This is a genomic window from Methylobacterium sp. Leaf117, from assembly GCF_001422985.1.
Taxonomy (GTDB): Bacteria; Pseudomonadota; Alphaproteobacteria; order Rhizobiales; family Beijerinckiaceae; genus Methylobacterium.
The window spans coordinates 58,267-73,108 of record NZ_LMNL01000004.1; the positions used below are offsets into that span (position 1 = coordinate 58,267).

General features: G+C 70.2%; 13 protein-coding genes. 8 read left to right on the top strand and 5 right to left on the bottom strand.

Features of this window, described 5'->3' with window-relative positions:
• Positions 1-208: 208 nt before the first annotated feature.
• The 3 genes from ASF57_RS05255 to ASF57_RS05265 all read left to right on the top strand — a co-directional run bounded on the left by ASF57_RS05255 (position 209) and on the right by ASF57_RS05265 (position 3,790).
• Positions 209-667: a MarR family transcriptional regulator gene (locus ASF57_RS05255; RefSeq protein ID WP_244476820.1), complete on the top strand. Its 459-nt coding sequence runs from the start codon at positions 209-211 to the stop codon at positions 665-667.
• Positions 668-830: 163 nt separating this feature from the next.
• Complete coding sequence (locus ASF57_RS05260; protein WP_056480836.1) at positions 831-2,243, top strand: alpha/beta hydrolase; 1,413 nt, start codon at positions 831-833, stop codon at positions 2,241-2,243.
• Positions 2,240-3,790 carry a GMC family oxidoreductase gene (locus ASF57_RS05265; protein ID WP_056480837.1) on the top strand — a complete coding sequence of 517 codons (1,551 nt, stop codon included), beginning with the start codon at positions 2,240-2,242 and terminating at the stop codon, positions 3,788-3,790. The genes ASF57_RS05260 and ASF57_RS05265 overlap by 4 nt, the downstream gene beginning before the upstream one ends.
• A gap of 87 nt (positions 3,791-3,877) precedes the next feature.
• Here ASF57_RS05265 and ASF57_RS05270 read toward each other — a convergent pair whose 3' ends face one another.
• From ASF57_RS05270 to ASF57_RS05285, 4 genes are all read right to left on the bottom strand, one after another.
• On the bottom strand, positions 3,878-4,156 hold the full coding sequence (locus ASF57_RS05270) for an XRE family transcriptional regulator (RefSeq protein WP_056480839.1): 279 nt from the start codon (positions 4,154-4,156) through the stop codon (positions 3,878-3,880).
• Positions 4,157-4,174: 18 nt separating this feature from the next.
• On the bottom strand, positions 4,175-5,053 hold the full coding sequence (locus ASF57_RS05275) for an SDR family oxidoreductase (protein ID WP_056480841.1): 879 nt from the start codon (positions 5,051-5,053) through the stop codon (positions 4,175-4,177).
• A 102-nt stretch (positions 5,054-5,155) separates the two neighbouring features.
• Entirely contained in the window at positions 5,156-5,371 is a 216-nt protein-coding gene (locus tag ASF57_RS05280) for a hypothetical protein (protein ID WP_056190499.1), read from the bottom strand.
• Between the two features lie 84 nt (positions 5,372-5,455).
• Positions 5,456-7,321 carry a glycoside hydrolase family 15 protein gene (locus ASF57_RS05285; protein WP_244476821.1) on the bottom strand — a complete coding sequence of 622 codons (1,866 nt, stop codon included), beginning with the start codon at positions 7,319-7,321 and terminating at the stop codon, positions 5,456-5,458.
• A gap of 250 nt (positions 7,322-7,571) precedes the next feature.
• Here ASF57_RS05285 and ASF57_RS05290 point away from each other — a divergent pair, with 250 nt between their 5' ends.
• From ASF57_RS05290 to ASF57_RS05310, 5 genes are all read left to right on the top strand, one after another.
• Complete coding sequence (locus tag ASF57_RS05290) at positions 7,572-7,805, top strand: hypothetical protein (RefSeq protein WP_156375974.1); 234 nt, start codon at positions 7,572-7,574, stop codon at positions 7,803-7,805.
• 2 nt (positions 7,806-7,807) lie between these two features.
• Positions 7,808-8,458 carry a TetR/AcrR family transcriptional regulator gene (locus tag ASF57_RS05295; RefSeq protein WP_056480845.1) on the top strand — a complete coding sequence of 217 codons (651 nt, stop codon included), beginning with the start codon at positions 7,808-7,810 and terminating at the stop codon, positions 8,456-8,458.
• The gene (locus ASF57_RS05300) at positions 8,458-9,699 is read left to right on the top strand and encodes an efflux RND transporter periplasmic adaptor subunit (protein WP_056480848.1); all 1,242 of its coding nucleotides are present in this window, start codon (positions 8,458-8,460) and stop codon (positions 9,697-9,699) included. The genes ASF57_RS05295 and ASF57_RS05300 overlap by 1 nt, the downstream gene beginning before the upstream one ends.
• 192 nt (positions 9,700-9,891) lie before the next feature.
• Entirely contained in the window at positions 9,892-12,990 is a 3,099-nt protein-coding gene (locus ASF57_RS05305; RefSeq protein ID WP_056480849.1) for an efflux RND transporter permease subunit, read from the top strand.
• A 303-nt stretch (positions 12,991-13,293) separates the two neighbouring features.
• Positions 13,294-13,698 (top strand): DoxX family protein, encoded by a 405-nt coding sequence (locus ASF57_RS05310; RefSeq protein WP_056480851.1) that lies wholly within the window; start codon positions 13,294-13,296, stop codon positions 13,696-13,698.
• A 163-nt stretch (positions 13,699-13,861) separates the two neighbouring features.
• Here the strand turns inward: ASF57_RS05310 and ASF57_RS05315 are convergent, their stop codons facing one another.
• Complete coding sequence (locus ASF57_RS05315; protein ID WP_056480853.1) at positions 13,862-14,770, bottom strand: LysR family transcriptional regulator; 909 nt, start codon at positions 14,768-14,770, stop codon at positions 13,862-13,864.
• Positions 14,771-14,842: the final 72 nt, after the last annotated feature.

The following is a 14,842-nucleotide window of genomic DNA, read 5'->3' on the forward strand; positions in this document are numbered from 1 at the left end:
CACGGCGGGGGCCGCCGGGGGCGTCCGGACGGCGGCATCATCCGGACGGCGGCAGCATCCGGGCGACGGCAGCATCCGGGCGACGGGACGTGTGCTGCTGCTCTGATACGACGATGTCCGCTTGCGATCAAACGGCTTGCATCCTAATAATACGCAAACGAAAAGAGGGCCGGATCGTCCACGGTCGGTGCGCACAGGAGCCTCGCGCGTGTCTGCCCGAAAGCCGCCCGTCAGAACTCTGGACCAGCTCCGCCTCGCCTACACCCACACGCTTCTGCTGACGGGCCGGCACTGGCGCCGCGCGGCCAACACGGTCATGGAGGCGCATGGTCTCTCCGACGCCACGGCGGTTCCGCTGATCATGATCGGTCGCCTCAATGGCGCGCCGCGTCAGAACGCCCTAGCGGAGGCCGTCGGCATTGAGGGGCCATCCCTGGTGCGCCTCCTCGACCAACTCTGCGAAGCGGGCCTCGCGGTCCGCCGAGAGGATCCCACCGACCGCCGGGCTAAGGTGCTCAGCCTCACCACCGCCGGGACGGCCGTGGTCGCCCGCATGGAAGCCGATCTCGTGCGCCTGCGGGCCGAAATCTTTTCCGAGGTCAGCACCGCCGATCTCGAAGCGAGCCTGCGGGTGTTCGCGTCGCTGCAGGCCTCCTGCATCCGGTGATGCGCGAGGGGTTGCCCCGCCCTGCGCTCCGTCTCTGTCTTCAGCCCATGCGCTCTTGGCGGGAGCTTTACGTCCGGCCGAGGTTCGTTCCAACCGGGGGATGCTGCCGAACGCCGCGTCCCGGCTGACTTGAAGGGACGACGTCGTGCGCTCTTTGCAGCGCATGTCTAACACATCATCCGGCCGGCCGGTTCTCTATTGCCTTCACTATCTCGGCGGCAGCGCCGCAACCTTCGACGCGGTGGCGGAGCACCTCGCGGGTGCGGTGGACTGCGTCGCCCTGGACTTGCCCGGCTTCGGCGCCGACGGGAGCGGTCCCGCCCGAGACGTCGGCGCGATGGCCGACGGCGTGGCGGCCCGGATCCGGGCAGACGCCCCGGCCCGATGGCTGCTGGCCGGCAACAGCATGGGCGCCAAGGTCGCTCTCGCGGTCGCCCGGCAGGCGGAGGATGGCGCACCCGGTCTCGAAGGCCTCGGAGGCCTCGCGCTGATGGCCGGTTCGCCGCCCTCCCCCGAGCCGATGTCCGAGGACAAGCGCGCCGCGATGATCGCCTGGATCGATGCAGATTCAGCCGCGCGCGCGCGGGAGGCGGACGCCTTCGTCGCTCAGAATGTCGGCGCTCCCCTCGATCAGGCCCTGATGGACCGGACCGTGGCGGATGTCCTGCGCGCCAGCCCCGAAGCCTGGAAAGCCTGGCTCGCTCACGGCAGCCGTGAGGATTGGTGCGCGCGGATCGGCATCCTGCGCAGCCCGGCGGTCATCCTGGCCGGTTCGGAGGATGCCGATCTCGGCGCGACCGCCCAGGCTGCCCTGACGGCTCCGCACCTTGCCCAGGCCCGTCTCGTCACCCTGGAGGGCGCCGGGCACCTCATTCCTCTTGAGCGCCCGCAGGCCGTGGCCCTGGCCGTGGGTACGCTCCTGGTCGAACCGGCCTGGCAGGAAGCGCCCGCCCCTGCCCCCACCTTGCCGCAGGCCTATGCGGACCTGATTCGGTCGGAACGCGTGAACGGCCGCCTGCGCGAGGCACTGCTGGCGCGGGCGGAGGCGGACGACCCGGCCTATCAGCCCCGCGCCCTCGATCCGGTCGGTCTGTCGATCCTGCGAGCCGCCTGTGACCGGGTGCTGCCGCAGGATGGGCCGGACCGTATCGATCTGGCCGCCCGCATCGATGCCCGGCTGGCGAGCGGGGCCGGTGACGGCTGGCGCTTCGCCAAACTGCCGCCGGACGCGGAGGCCTACAGCCTCGCGCTGCGGACCCTGGACGCCGCCGCCCGCGCGGCCCACGCGAAACCCTTCGTGGTTCTCGACGCCAAGGAGCAGGATGCCCTGCTGGAAAGCCTGGAGACCGGCACGGTCTCGGGCGATCTCGATGCCGAACAGATGGGGTTCTGGTTCGAGGATCTTCGCGCCGACGTGGCGCGCACCTATCTGGCCCACCCATTGGCGCTGGCTCGCATGGATTTCAGCGGCATCGGTGCGGGCGGCGACACCGACCCCCTCCCGGGCTTCCGCGACATCGGTATCGGCCAGCGCGAAGCATGGGAACCCTGCACGCTTCCGGAGACCACCCGATGAACCTCGATGCGATGCATCGCCATGCAATCCACGAGACCGTCGACGCGGTGGTGATCGGCACCGGCGCCGGCGGTGCGCCCCTGCTGGCACGCCTCGCCCAGGCCGGCCTCTCCTGCGTCGCCCTGGAGGCCGGGCCGAACTTCGATCCGAAGGGGTTCGCCTTCGACGAGACACTGGCCGACGAGATCTATTGGACCGAGGAGCGGATCAGCGGCGGCTCGACGCCCGAAGCCTTCGGCGGCAACAATAGTGGCACCGGCGTCGGCGGCTCGACCTTGCATTGGGGCGCCTTTACGCCCCGGGCCGATGCCCGCGATCTGCGCCTCCACACCGAGACCGGTGAGGGCGTCGACTGGCCCTTGGACTATGCCGAGCTGCGGCCGTTCTACGAGCGTGTCGAAGCCTTCATCGGCGTGTCCGGTCCGGCCTCCTATCCCTGGGACGAGACCCGTGCCTACCCGCTCGGCCCCGTCGCCCGCAACGCACCGGCCCAGGCCATGGCCAACGCCTGCACGGCGCTCGGGGTGCGATTCGCCGATGCCCCAGCGGCGGTCGTGTCGCGCGCCTTCCCTCAGGAGCATGGCCCGACCCGGCCCGGCTGCATCAACTGCGGGTATTGCCACCAGGGCTGTCGCACCGGCGCCAAGACCAGCATGGACGTCACCTACCTGCCGCTCGCCGTGCATCACGGCGCCGAGATCCGGGCCGAGGCCCGGGTTCACGGCATCGAGCGGTCGAAGGACGGCCGCGTCACCGCTGTGATTTACCGCCAGGGCGGCGTCGACCGTCGCCAGCCCTGCCGCAACGTCTTCCTGTGCGCCGGCTCGGTGGAATCCGCACGCCTCCTCCTGCACCTCGACCTCTGCAACGGCAGCGGTCAGGTCGGCCGCAACTACATGGGCCACGTCGCCACCCAGGTCTGGGGCACCTTCGAGCCCGAGATGCGGATGAACAAGGGCTATCCCTCCTCGCTCATCACCGAGGATATGATCCGCCCGGCCGACGCGGATTTCGCTGGTGGCTATCTCGTGCAAAGCCTCGGCGTGGTCCCGCTCACCTTCGCCAATTCCCTGGCGCGGGGGCGAAAGCTCTGGGGACGGGCGTTGGCCGACCAGCTCGCGCGCTACAACCACATGGCCGGCATCGGCATCAACGGCGAGACCCTGCCCTGCGACGCCAACGTGCTGACGCTCTCCGACGAGGTCGACGCGTTGGGGATGCGCAAGGCGACGATCAGTTTCGGCTACAGCCAGAATGAAAAGCGCCTCAACGCGCACGCCACCCGATTCCTGAACCAGGTCTGGGAAGCGGCCGGCGCGACGGATCTCTGGACCCTGGAGCGCGTCGCCCACACCATCGGCACCTGCCGCATGGGCCGCGACGGCGACACCGCGGTGGTCGATCCCTATGGCCGCAGCTTCGAGGTGCCGAACCTGTGGATCTGCGACGGCTCGACCTTCCCGAGTTCGCTCGCCGCCAACCCGGCCCTGACCATCATGGCCATGAGTCTGCGGAGCGCCGAAGCGTTCCTGGCGGACGGACGCTAGAGCTTTTCGTTTTCGTTTGTCGTGTCAGGGATAACCGGTTTCCGCTTATCCCTGACAAACTCTGGGCTGATGGACTCGGGCGGTGGCTCAGGCCACCGCCCGGGCCACGATGTCGGGGTAGCGTCCAATGAGCCGGACATCGGCAATGCTAAAATCCGGCGCTGTCGCCCGCGCCTGCTCCCAGTCGCGCAAGGTCCCGACAGGAACCCGAAAGCGGTTGGCGAACTCCGACTGCGACAGTCCGAGGCTGGTCCGCGTCCGACGCATCAGGCAGGCACGCTGGCCCCGGTCCAGGGCTTCGGCCGTCGCGTCGAAGTCCTGGTCGTCGGCCGGATCAGCCGAAAGCGCAATCGGCGCGTTCTTCACTCGTGTTTCCCATTCCCCTCAATACATCGGGGTCCCGCCGGTGACCGGCACCAGCGCGCCCGTCATGTAGCTGCCCTCCCGCGAGGCGAGCAGCACGTAGGCGGGGGCCAGTTCGGCCGGCTGGCCGGCCCGGCCGAGGGGCGTGTCGGCGCCGAGGGATGCGATCTGCTCGGGACTCTTTACGATGGGCTGGATCGGGGTCCAGACAGGGCCGGGCGCGACGCAATTGACCCGGATGCCCTTGGGCGCGAGCAGGTTCGACAGGCCGATGGTCAGGCTGGCGATGGCGCCCTTGGTGGAGGCGTAGACCAGCATGGTCTTGTCGGCGATCTTGGCCTGCTGGCTCGTGGAATTCACGATGGCCGAGCCCGGCTTCATGTGCGGCACGGCGGCCTGGGCGAGGTACAGCATCGCGAACACGTTGGCGCGGAACGAGCCTTCGAGATCCTCCGGCGTCACATCGTCGAGTTCTTCGTTCACCACCTGGGCGGCAGCGTTGTTGACCAGGATGTCGAGGCCCCCGAGTTCCGCCACGGTGCACTCGACCAGCCTCCGGCAATGGGCCGCATCGCGTAAATCACCGGGCAGCAGAAGGACGCGGCGCCCGGCTTTGCGGACCCAGTCCGCGGTATCTTCGGCGTCCGACTGCTCGACGGGCAGGTAGGAGATCGCCACGTCGGCGCCCTCGCGGGCATACGCGATCGCCACGGCCCGGCCGATGCCGGAGTCACCGCCGGTCACCAGGGCGACGCGGCCGGTTAGCAGGCCTTTGCCGACGTAGCTCGTTTCGCCGTGATCGGGCGCCGGATCCATGCGCGAGCTCAGACCCGGCCGCTCCTGCTGCTGGTCGCCGGGAAAGGGCGGCCGCGGGCCGGCGTCACGGGGGTCGATGGTCATCGGCTTTCGGGCCTTCCAGGGCTGTCTTGGGAGCGAGGCTTTATCGGGAGCGAGGCTGTCGCAAGGGACCGGGAGCCCGCGGGGGCGGGCTCCCGGGATCGGTCAGGCGCTCGCGTCGTCGGCTTCCAGGATCGTCTCGAGGTCGCCCGTGAGGGCATCGAGCTGGTCGGCCGTCGCCCGGATCTTGAAGGTGGTGCCGTCCTCGGCCTCGACCGCGATTTCCACGTGGTCGTCGACGCGGGCGGCTAGGGCCTGCTTGAGAATGTAGGTCGTGACGTCTGCCGTCTTGTCCGCCGTCTTATCTGCCGTCTTGGCCATGCTGCCGTCTCCTGCTGTGGTCCCGGGCAACGCGGCAGAGCCTGGGGCGGATCTGCGACCAAAGCTCTCGCTCGGTCCCGAGGCCTACAGACCCTGTCCCGATAGGGTGGCGGCGGCCTGGATCAGGGCGAGGTGGGTCAACCCCTGCGGCAGGTTGCCGAGATAGGTTCCACTGACGGGGTCGGCCATCTCGGCATAGGTGCCGGAATTCCGATCGAGAGCCGCCACCAGGGCCTCGAAGGCGGCTTCCGCCTCCGCCTGCTCCCCGAGCAGGGCCTTGGCCTCGATCAGCCAGAACGTGCAGGCGAGGAAGCAGCCCTCTTCCGCCTCCGCGCCGGTGTAGCGGTAGTGGTAGGGACCGCGCCCCAACGCTCGGTCGACGGCCCGGCAGGTGGCGGCGAGGCGGACGGGATTGCCGAAGCGGAATCGTACCGCAAGGGTCAGGGAGGCATCGAGCTTTTCGGTGCCCGGATGCATGACGTAGGATTGCTGCGCCTCGGACCAGCAATGCTGATCGATCCACTCGGCGACCCGGTCGCGGGCACGCGCCCAGCGCTCCCGGCACGCCCCCGGAAGGTGTCCGCCATCGGCGAGTTCCACCGCCCGGGCGAGGGCCTGCCAGCAGCTGATCTTGGAGCCGGTGTAGTGTTCGGCATCCGGCAGTTCCCAGATGCCCGCATCCTTGAGCTTCCAGGACTCGGCGCATTGGTCGGCGAGTTCGGCGAGCAGCGCCCCGGTGCGCAGGTCGAGCATGTTGCCGTCGGCGACGAAGCGCTCTGCGGTCTCGAAGATGTCGCCGTAGATGCCGTGCTGGTGCTGACCCGTCGCCAGGTTTCCGGTCCGCACGGGACGCGAGCCGCGATAACCCGGAAGGTCGATCTCCCGCTCGCCGGGCACGCGCCCGCCGTCGAGGGTGTAGAGCACCTGTGCCCCGTGCTCGCCGATGTGGCGCATCAGCCAGGACAGGGCGGCGTTGGCCTCGGCCTGCGCGCCCAGGCGCAGGAAGGCCTTGATGACGTAGCCGGCATCGCGGATCCAGGCGTAGCGGTAATCGTAGTTCTTGGAGCCGCCGATGCCCTCGGGCAGGGACGTCGTGGCCGCCGCCGCGATGGCGCCGGTGGGCGAGTAGAGCAGCAGCTTCAGCGCCAGGGCGCTGCGCTCGACCTGCTCGGCGTAGCGACCCCGATAGGCGAGCCGTTCGGTCCAGTCCCGCCACTCCCCGCACGACACGTCGATGCGCCGGTCGATCTCTTCGATGGGCGCCACCACCAGGGGCTGGTCCTCGGCCGCCACGATGGCGACGACTTCGCGCTGGCCTGCGCGCACCTCCACGAAGCCCAAGATGGCGTGGTCGTTCTCCGCCTCGATCCGGATGCCGTCGCTGGTCCGGAACAGGCCCATCATGCCGGCGACGTGGAAGGCGGTGCCGTTGCTGTTGCCCGACAGGTAGGGGGCGGCCGTGTCGCCCCGGGTGCCGAACACCAGCGCCACCCGGAAGCGCACGCGCCCCTCCAGGCCCTCGATCCGGCGGGCCAGCTCCGCCCAGGGCAGGCGTCCGGCCGGGCCGCTGTTCAGGCTTTCGGTGAGCCGCGCGCGCCCGGTCTTCGTGGTAAAGACGGTCTCGTGGACGTTGCTGCCTTCGCGATAGCCGATCTCGGCCGTGAACGGCTCCTCCGGGGTGATCGCGAAGTAGCCGCCTTCGTCTGGGCTCAGCAGGCGGTCGAACAGCGGCGGCGAGTCGAGATTGGGGCAGCACCACCAGTCGATGGAGCCATCCGCGCCCGAGAGTGCCACCGAGCGGCCCTCACCGATGGCCGCGTAGGCTTCGAGTGGGAGGTAGCCGTCGGTGCGGGTGACGGCACCACCTTCGCGGGGAAAAGGCTTCAGCACGGTACGGATACCCTTGGTGGGGAAGCGGACGGCACGGGTCGGAGGCGGGCGCGCCGCCACGGGCAGTGCGTGCGCGTCGCGAGTGTCCGAACCAAGCCGACCGGAAGCCTCCGCGGAGACCTGGTCGAACCCGCGCCGTCATCCGCCGTTCCGGCCCGGACTTGCTGCATGTTGACACGGCAGTGCGCGTGAGAGGCCACGCCTGTGGCCCGGAGGCCGCATCGCCGTGCCCTTCCGTACGATCAGAATGAACGCTCATTGACCAGTGAATGAACATTCAATACGTTGATGGGGTCGGATGGAGGATGCGATGCAGCGGACCCACGAGGATGCCTGGTCTCAGGCGCTGATGCGGCGGGCGCGGACACTCGTCGCGCCGGAGCAGCTGCTGCTCGGGGCCGTGCTGGTGCTCGGCTGGGCCGCCCTGATTGCCTGGACCGGCAACGGCTCGGTCGGCTGGCAGGCCCGTCTCTGCGCCGATGCGGATGCCTCGGTTACCGCCTGCCGGATGGTCGCGCCGTCTGCGGACGGACGGGTCTCCTGAGCATGGCCTCGCCGGTCGGCACCCTCATCGATGCCCGCGCCGGACAGGCCGCGCGTCGGGAACAGATCCTCGACGCCGCCTGCGCCTGCTTCGTGCGCAACGGGTTCCATCGCACCACCATGCAGGATCTCGCCCGCGAGGCCGGGATGACGGCGGGCAATTTCTATCACTATTTTCGCTCGAAGGAGGCCCTGGTCCTCGGCTTGGTCGAGCGCGAGCGTGAGAGCGGCGCCCTCCTGGTGACGCGCCTCCAGCAGGAGGGCGACCGGCGCAGTGCCCTGTTCGGGGTACTCGGACAGTATTTCGGGTCGCTGACCCGCGAGGCGGCGGTGCTGCGCCTGGAGATCTGGTCCGAGGGAACCCGCAATCCCGCAATCGCGGCCCTGACGGCGGAGACGGAGGCGGAGGCGCGGGCTTGGTTCGAGGAGACCTTCGCCGACCTCGCCACCGCTTCGGACTGCGACCCGTCCGGCCTCTACGCCCTGCTGGCGCCCCAGCTGAAGGGCATCGTCCTGAGCCGCGCCATCCTGCCCGATTTCGATACGGGCATGGCCGTGGCGCAACTCCAGGCCCTGATCGAGGCAGGGCTCGCCGGCCGCGCGCCTCTCCCAGCCGGGGAGCCCCGCTCATGCCCCGCCATGGAGTCCCGCTGATGAACTTCGCCCGCCTCGGCTTCGCCCTTCTCGCCCTGGCGCTGCCGGCTTCGGCGGCCCTCGCCGGCCCTGCGCCGGCGGGGGCCGTGCAGCCGAAATCCACGCTCGTGCCGACCATCAGCGTGGTCGAGGCCCGACGGCGGGAGATCGTCGAGTCGGTGGTCGTCACCGGCACCCTGGTCCCGCGCGACGAGATCCTGGTGACGCCGGAAATCGAGGGCTACCGGGTCACCGAGGTGCTGGTGGAGGAAGGCGCGCGCGTGGCCCGGGGCCAGGTGCTGGCCCGCCTCTCGCACGACCTCATCGACCGGCAACTCGCCCAGCAGGCCGCCCTGGTGGAGAAGGCCGAGGCCGCCGTGCCCCAGGCCCAGAGCAGCATCGAACAGGCGGAGGCCGCCGAGACCGAGGCACGCCTTGCCTTCGAGCGGGCGCAACAGCTCCTGAGGACCGGCAACGCCACCGCCGCCGTGATGGAAGGACGCACTGCGACCCTGCGCCAAGCCGAGGGCAAGCGCGCCTTCGCCCGCAACGGCCTGCGCATCGCACGGGCCGACCTCGCCCAGGCCCGCGCCGTTCTCGACGAACTGAACCTGCGTCTGGCCCGCACCGAGATCCGCGCGCCGGAGGCCGGTATCGTCAACCGCCGCAGCGCCCGCGTCGGCCTCGCGGCTTCGGCCTCGGCCTCGGCCGAGCCCCTGTTCCGCCTGATCGCCCGGGGCGAGATCGAGCTGGAGGGCGAGGTGCTCGAGACCAAGCTGCCGCAGCTCCGCGAAAACGCCCCGGCCTGGATCGAACTCGGCGACGGCTCCCGTGTCTCGGGCAGCGTGCGCACCGTGTACCCCGAGGTCGACAAGGCGACGCGCCTCGGCAAGGTCCGCGTCCGCCTCGATCCGGACCCGCGCCTGCGCATCGGCACCTTCGCGCGCGGCGCCGTCGAACTTGCCCGCACCCGCGGCGTGACCGTGCCGCAGGCCTCAGTGCTCTATGGCGGGGCTCAGCGCAGCACCGTCCTCGTTGTCGCGGACGACGTGGTGGAGGCCCGGGCCGTCCGCACCGGGCTGTCCGACGACGACGACATCGAGATCCGCGCCGGGCTCGGCGACGGTGAGCGCGTCGTGGCCCGGGCCGGCAGCTTCCTGCGCGACGGCGACCGGGTCCACCCGGTGGCCCTGGCGGTGCCGGAGCCCGCCCTGGCTTCGGGCCCCTCCCCGCGCGCGACCGCCGAGGCGGGCACGCCCTGATCGGGCGGGCGTGTCGCCTACCGCTCGCCCGAATTTCTCTCGCGGTGCTCCGCCATGCCGGGTCCGCCTTCGGCGACCCGGCATGGCGGCGTGTCCATTCTTGAGAGTGCCCTGTTTCCCGAGGCGGGAAGTCCGTTGCGCTCCCGCCGGCCGGCCCATGAACCCTGAACCCAACCCGCACCGAGCCGCCCCATGCGCCTGAACCTTTCCGCCTGGGCGATCCGCAATCCGATCGCCCCCCTCGTGCTGTTCATGGTGCTGATCGTGCTCGGCCTCGTCAGCTTCCGCAGCCTCGCGGTGACGCGGATGCCGAATGTCGACGTGCCCATCGTGTCGGTGACGATCACGCAGAGCGGGTCGGCCCCCGCCGAGCTGCAGACCCAGGTGACGAAGTGGGTCGAGGATTCGATCGCCGGCGTGCGCGGGGTCAAGCACATCACCTCGGCGATCACGGAAGGCTCGTCCGTGACCACGGTGGAGTTCCGCCTGGAGGTGAACACCGACCGGGCCGTCAATGACGTCAAGGATGCGATCTCGAAGATCCGCATCAACCTGCCCCGCACCATCGACGAGCCGGTGATCCAGCGCGTCGAGATCACCGGTCTGCCGATCCTGATCTACGGCGTGAGGTCGCCCGGCATGACGCCGGCCGAATTGTCCTGGTTCGTGGAGGACAAGGTCGCCCGGTCGCTCCAGGGCGTGAAGGGGGTCGGCGGCGTCGAGCGCGTCGGCGGTGTCGCCCGCGAGATGCGCGTCACCCTGCTGCCCGACCGGCTGCTGGCGCTCGGCATCACCGCCGCCGACGTCAACCGGCAGCTCCGCCTCACCTCCGCCGACATGGCGGGCGGGCGCGGCGAGGTCGGCGGGCGCGAGCAGTCGATCCGGACGCTGGCCGCGTCGCGATCTCTGCGCGACCTCAAGGCCACCTCGATCATCCTGCCCGGCGGCCGCAAGGTCCGCCTCGACGAACTCGCCACCCTGGAGGATTCCATCGAGGAGCCCCGCACCTTCGCGCGCTTCAACGGCGAGCCGGTGGTCGCCTTCGCGGTCTCGCGTGGCTCGGGGGCCAGCGATGCCGAGGTCGCGGAAGGCGTCGAGAAACGCATCGCCACGTTCCAGGCCGCCTACCCGGACATCCAGTTCGAGACCATCGATTCTTCGGTCGCCGCCACCATCGGCTCGTACGATTCGGCCATGCACACCCTGATCGAGGGGGCGGCCCTGGCGGTACTGGTGGTGTTCCTGTTCCTGCGCGACTGGCGCGCGACTCTGATCGCGGCCCTCGCGCTGCCGCTCTCGGTCTTCCCGACCTTCTGGGCCATGGAGGCCATGGGCTTCACGCTCAACGGCATCAGCCTGCTTGCCATCACGCTGGTAACCGGCATCCTGGTGGACGACGCCATCGTGGAGATCGAGAACATCGTCCGCCACATGCGGCTCGGCAAGTCGCCCTACCGCGCCGCCATCGAGGGCGCCGACGAGATCGGGCTCGCGGTCATCGCCATCACGGCGACCCTGATCGCGGTGTTCGCGCCGGTTTCGTTCATGGGCGGCATCGCCGGCCGCTACTTCATGCAGTTCGGGCTGACCATCGCGGTCTCGGTCTTCATGTCGCTGCTGGTGGCGCGCCTGATCACCCCGATGCTGGCCGCCTACTTTCTACGCGACCACGGCCACGAGGAGGGGCAGGACGGCCCGGTGATGCGCGCCTATGGCCGCCTCGTCGGCTGGTCGGTGCGCCACCGCGTCATCACGCTCATCGTCGGGCTTGCGCTGTTCGCGGGCTCGCTGGCCTCCACCGGCTTGCTGCCGTCGGGCTTCGTGCCCAAGCAGGACAATGCCCGCACGCTGTTCATGGTGGAACTCGCCCCCGGCGCCCGGCTCCCCGACACCGTCGCGGTCTCCGACCGGGTGGTGGCCCGCATCCGCGCCCTGCCCGAGGTGGTCTCGGTCTTCGTCGACGGCGGTCGCCAGGCCGGCGGCAAGCGGGAGACTCGGCTTGCCACCCTCATCGTCAACCTGACGCCGAAGAACCAGCGTACCCGTAAACAGGCCGCCATCGAGACCGAGATCGCCGGCCTCCTGGCGCAGGAACCCGACATCCGGTCGTGGACCCTGCGCGACGGCGGCCAGCGCGATCTCGCTCTCGTCGTCGGCGGTCCCGATGTCGATGTGGTCACCGAGGTCGCCGCCCGGCTCCAGCGCGATATGGCGGCGATCCCCCACCTCGTCTCGGTGATGTCGACGGCACCCCTCAACCGCACGGAGGTCCGCATCCGTCCGAAGGAGAGTGCGGCCGCCGATCTCGGCGTCTCCACCGACGCCATCGCGGAGACCGTCCGGGTCGGCACCATCGGCGACATCGGTCTCAACCTCGCGAAGTTCAACGCGCCCGACCGGCAGGTGCCGATCCGGGTGCAATTGCCGGAGAGCGCCCGCGCTGCGGTCTCGCGTCTCGAGAACCTCAAGGTGCCGGCCAAGAACGGGGCCGCCGTGCCGCTGGCGGCTGTCGCCGACATCGAGCTCGACCAGGGCCCCGGCGCCATCGAGCGCTACGACCGCGTGGTGCGCGTCGCCGTCGAGGCCAACATGGAAGGGTCGGACGCGCTCGGGTCCCTGATCCAGCAGGCGCTGGAGACCCCCACCGCGAAAAACCTGCCGCCGGGCGTAACCATCCGGCAGACCGGCGACGCCGAGATCATGGGCGAGGTCTTCTCGGGCTTCCTGATGGCGATGGGCGCCGGCATCATGATGGTCTACGCGGTGCTCGTGCTGCTGTTCGGCTCGTTCCTGCAGCCGCTGACCATCCTGTTCTCGCTGCCGCTCTCCATCGGCGGCGCCATCCTGGGCCTGCTGATCCTGAACATGCCGATCTCGATGCCGGTGGTGATCGGCATCCTGATGTTGATGGGGCTGGTGACCAAGAACGCCATCATGCTGGTGGACTTCGCCGTCGAGGAGATGGCCCGCGGCGTCGACCGCGTCACCGCGATCGTCGATGCGGGCCGCAAGCGCGCCCGGCCGATCGTGATGACCACCATCGCGATGGCGGCCGGCATGGTGCCCTCCGCCATGGCGCTCGGCATCGGCGGCGAGTTCCGGGCGCCGATGGCGGTGGCGGTGATCTCGGGCCTGATCGTCTCGACCCTGCTGTCTCTGGTGTTCGTGCCGGCGGTGTTCCTGTTGATGGACAGCCTCGGCGCCCTGCTCGGGCGGATCTTCGGCCGCTTCGTCGGCGCCCGGGACGAGACGGGCGACGCGCCCCTCCCGGTTCCGCACACGTCGGGATAGGCCGGGCGCATCGCGCTCGCCTCTTCCGTCCGACCCTTGCCCACGCCCAGCCACAACGCCGGCCACGCCGCCGCCGCTCGGGCGCTCCTTCAGGCTGATTCGGATGGTTGCACGGCGCGCCACGCGAGGTCCTCGGACAGAAGACGGCATGGACGAAGCCGATGATCTCCCGCGACCCATCGGCGTAGCCGTTGGAATGCATCGCATCAGAGTGGCTCCAACGATGGATCTATCGGGTCTAGATCATTGCCACCGGCCCCGTTCGTCCCTGGGGCCTGCCCCGATGCCTCCCGGAGTTCCCCCGTGTCCCAGACTCTCAGTGCCCACGCCACGCCCCTGTCAGGCGGCCGCAACATCCTCGCCTGGTCGCTCCAGGTCCTCCTCGCCCTCGTGTTCCTCGCTGCGGGCGGCGCCAAGCTCGCGGGCGCGCCGATGATGGTGCAGATCTTCGATCAGATCGGCCTCGGTCAGGGGTTCCGCATCGTCAGCGGCCTCGTCGAGGTCGTCGGCGCGGTCGCCCTGCTGGTCCCCGGCCTGGCCGCTATTGCGGCGATCTGGCTTGGAATCACCATGGTGGGCGCCGTGCTGGCCCATATCCTCGTCCTGCCGACACCGGTCGCCCCGGCCCTCGTGCTGCTCGGTCTCGCCGCTCTCCTGGCCTGGATGCGCCGGGGACAGGTGACGACGCTCCTGGCCCGCATCCGCTGACGCACCGTCCGGCTTCACGACCCCTCCGCCGGGAGGGCTCGGCTGGACCGGACCGTTCCGGGGGGCCGCCCCCGCGATCCCGCCGCCCATCCGTGACCCTCCGGCTCCGCCGGGTCTGGCGGAGCGCAACCGCCCGGCGGCGGCGGGCGTTCGAAGGCTCCGCTCACGGGCGATCGCGAGGCCGGGTGATGAAATCCACGAAGGCCCTCAGCGGTGCCGGCAGGTGGCGACGGCCCGGATAGTACAGGAACGGCCCCGGGAAGGGCTGCCACCAGGATTCCAGTACAGGCTCCAGCGCCCCGCTGGCGAGATGCGGGCGCAGCCAGTCCTCGAACAGGGTGATGATCCCGGTCCCGGCGATCGCCGCGGATACCGCCAGGTCGGTGGCGGCCCCAGCCCGGACGATGAGCGGTCCGCCGGGTTCGACGCGCACCACCTCTCCGTCGCGCTCGAACTCCCAATCCGTCATCGCGCCGCTGGCGAAGCGTCCGCGCAGGCAGGCATGGGCCAGGAGGTCGCGCGGGTGGGCCGGACGACCGTGGCGATCGAGATAGGCCGGCGCGGCCGCCGTGGCGAAGCGCTGCCGACGCGGGCCGATCGGGATGGCGATCATGTCCTGCTCGAGCCGGTCGTCGTAGCGAATGCCCGCATCGCACCCGGCCGCCAGAACGTCGATGAAGCTGTCCTCCGCCACCACGTCGAGGCGGATCTCCGGATAGGCGGCGAGGAAGGCGGGCACGATCCCGGGCAGGACGAGGCGGGCCGCGCTCACCGGCACGTTCAGCCTGAGGGTGCCGGCCGGGCGATCCCGAAGCCCGTTGACGACGTCGAGGGCCGCTTCGATCTCACCGAGCGCCGGGGTCAGCCGCTCGAGGAGGCGCGCGCCCGCCTCGGTCGGCGCGACGCTGCGGGTGGTGCGATGGAGCAGTCGGACGCCCAGCCGGGCTTCCAGGCGGCGCACGGCTTCGCTGAGGCCGGAGGCACTGAGGCCGCTCGCCCTGGCGCCTTCGCGGAAGCCACCGGCACGGGCGACCGCCACGAAGGCCGCGAGGTCACCGAGATCGGCCGCCATTGTTCGCCCTTTCGCACAGCCTGTGCCGATTGGGGCATGTTATCACGCAACCCCCATCGGCCTACATCCGCC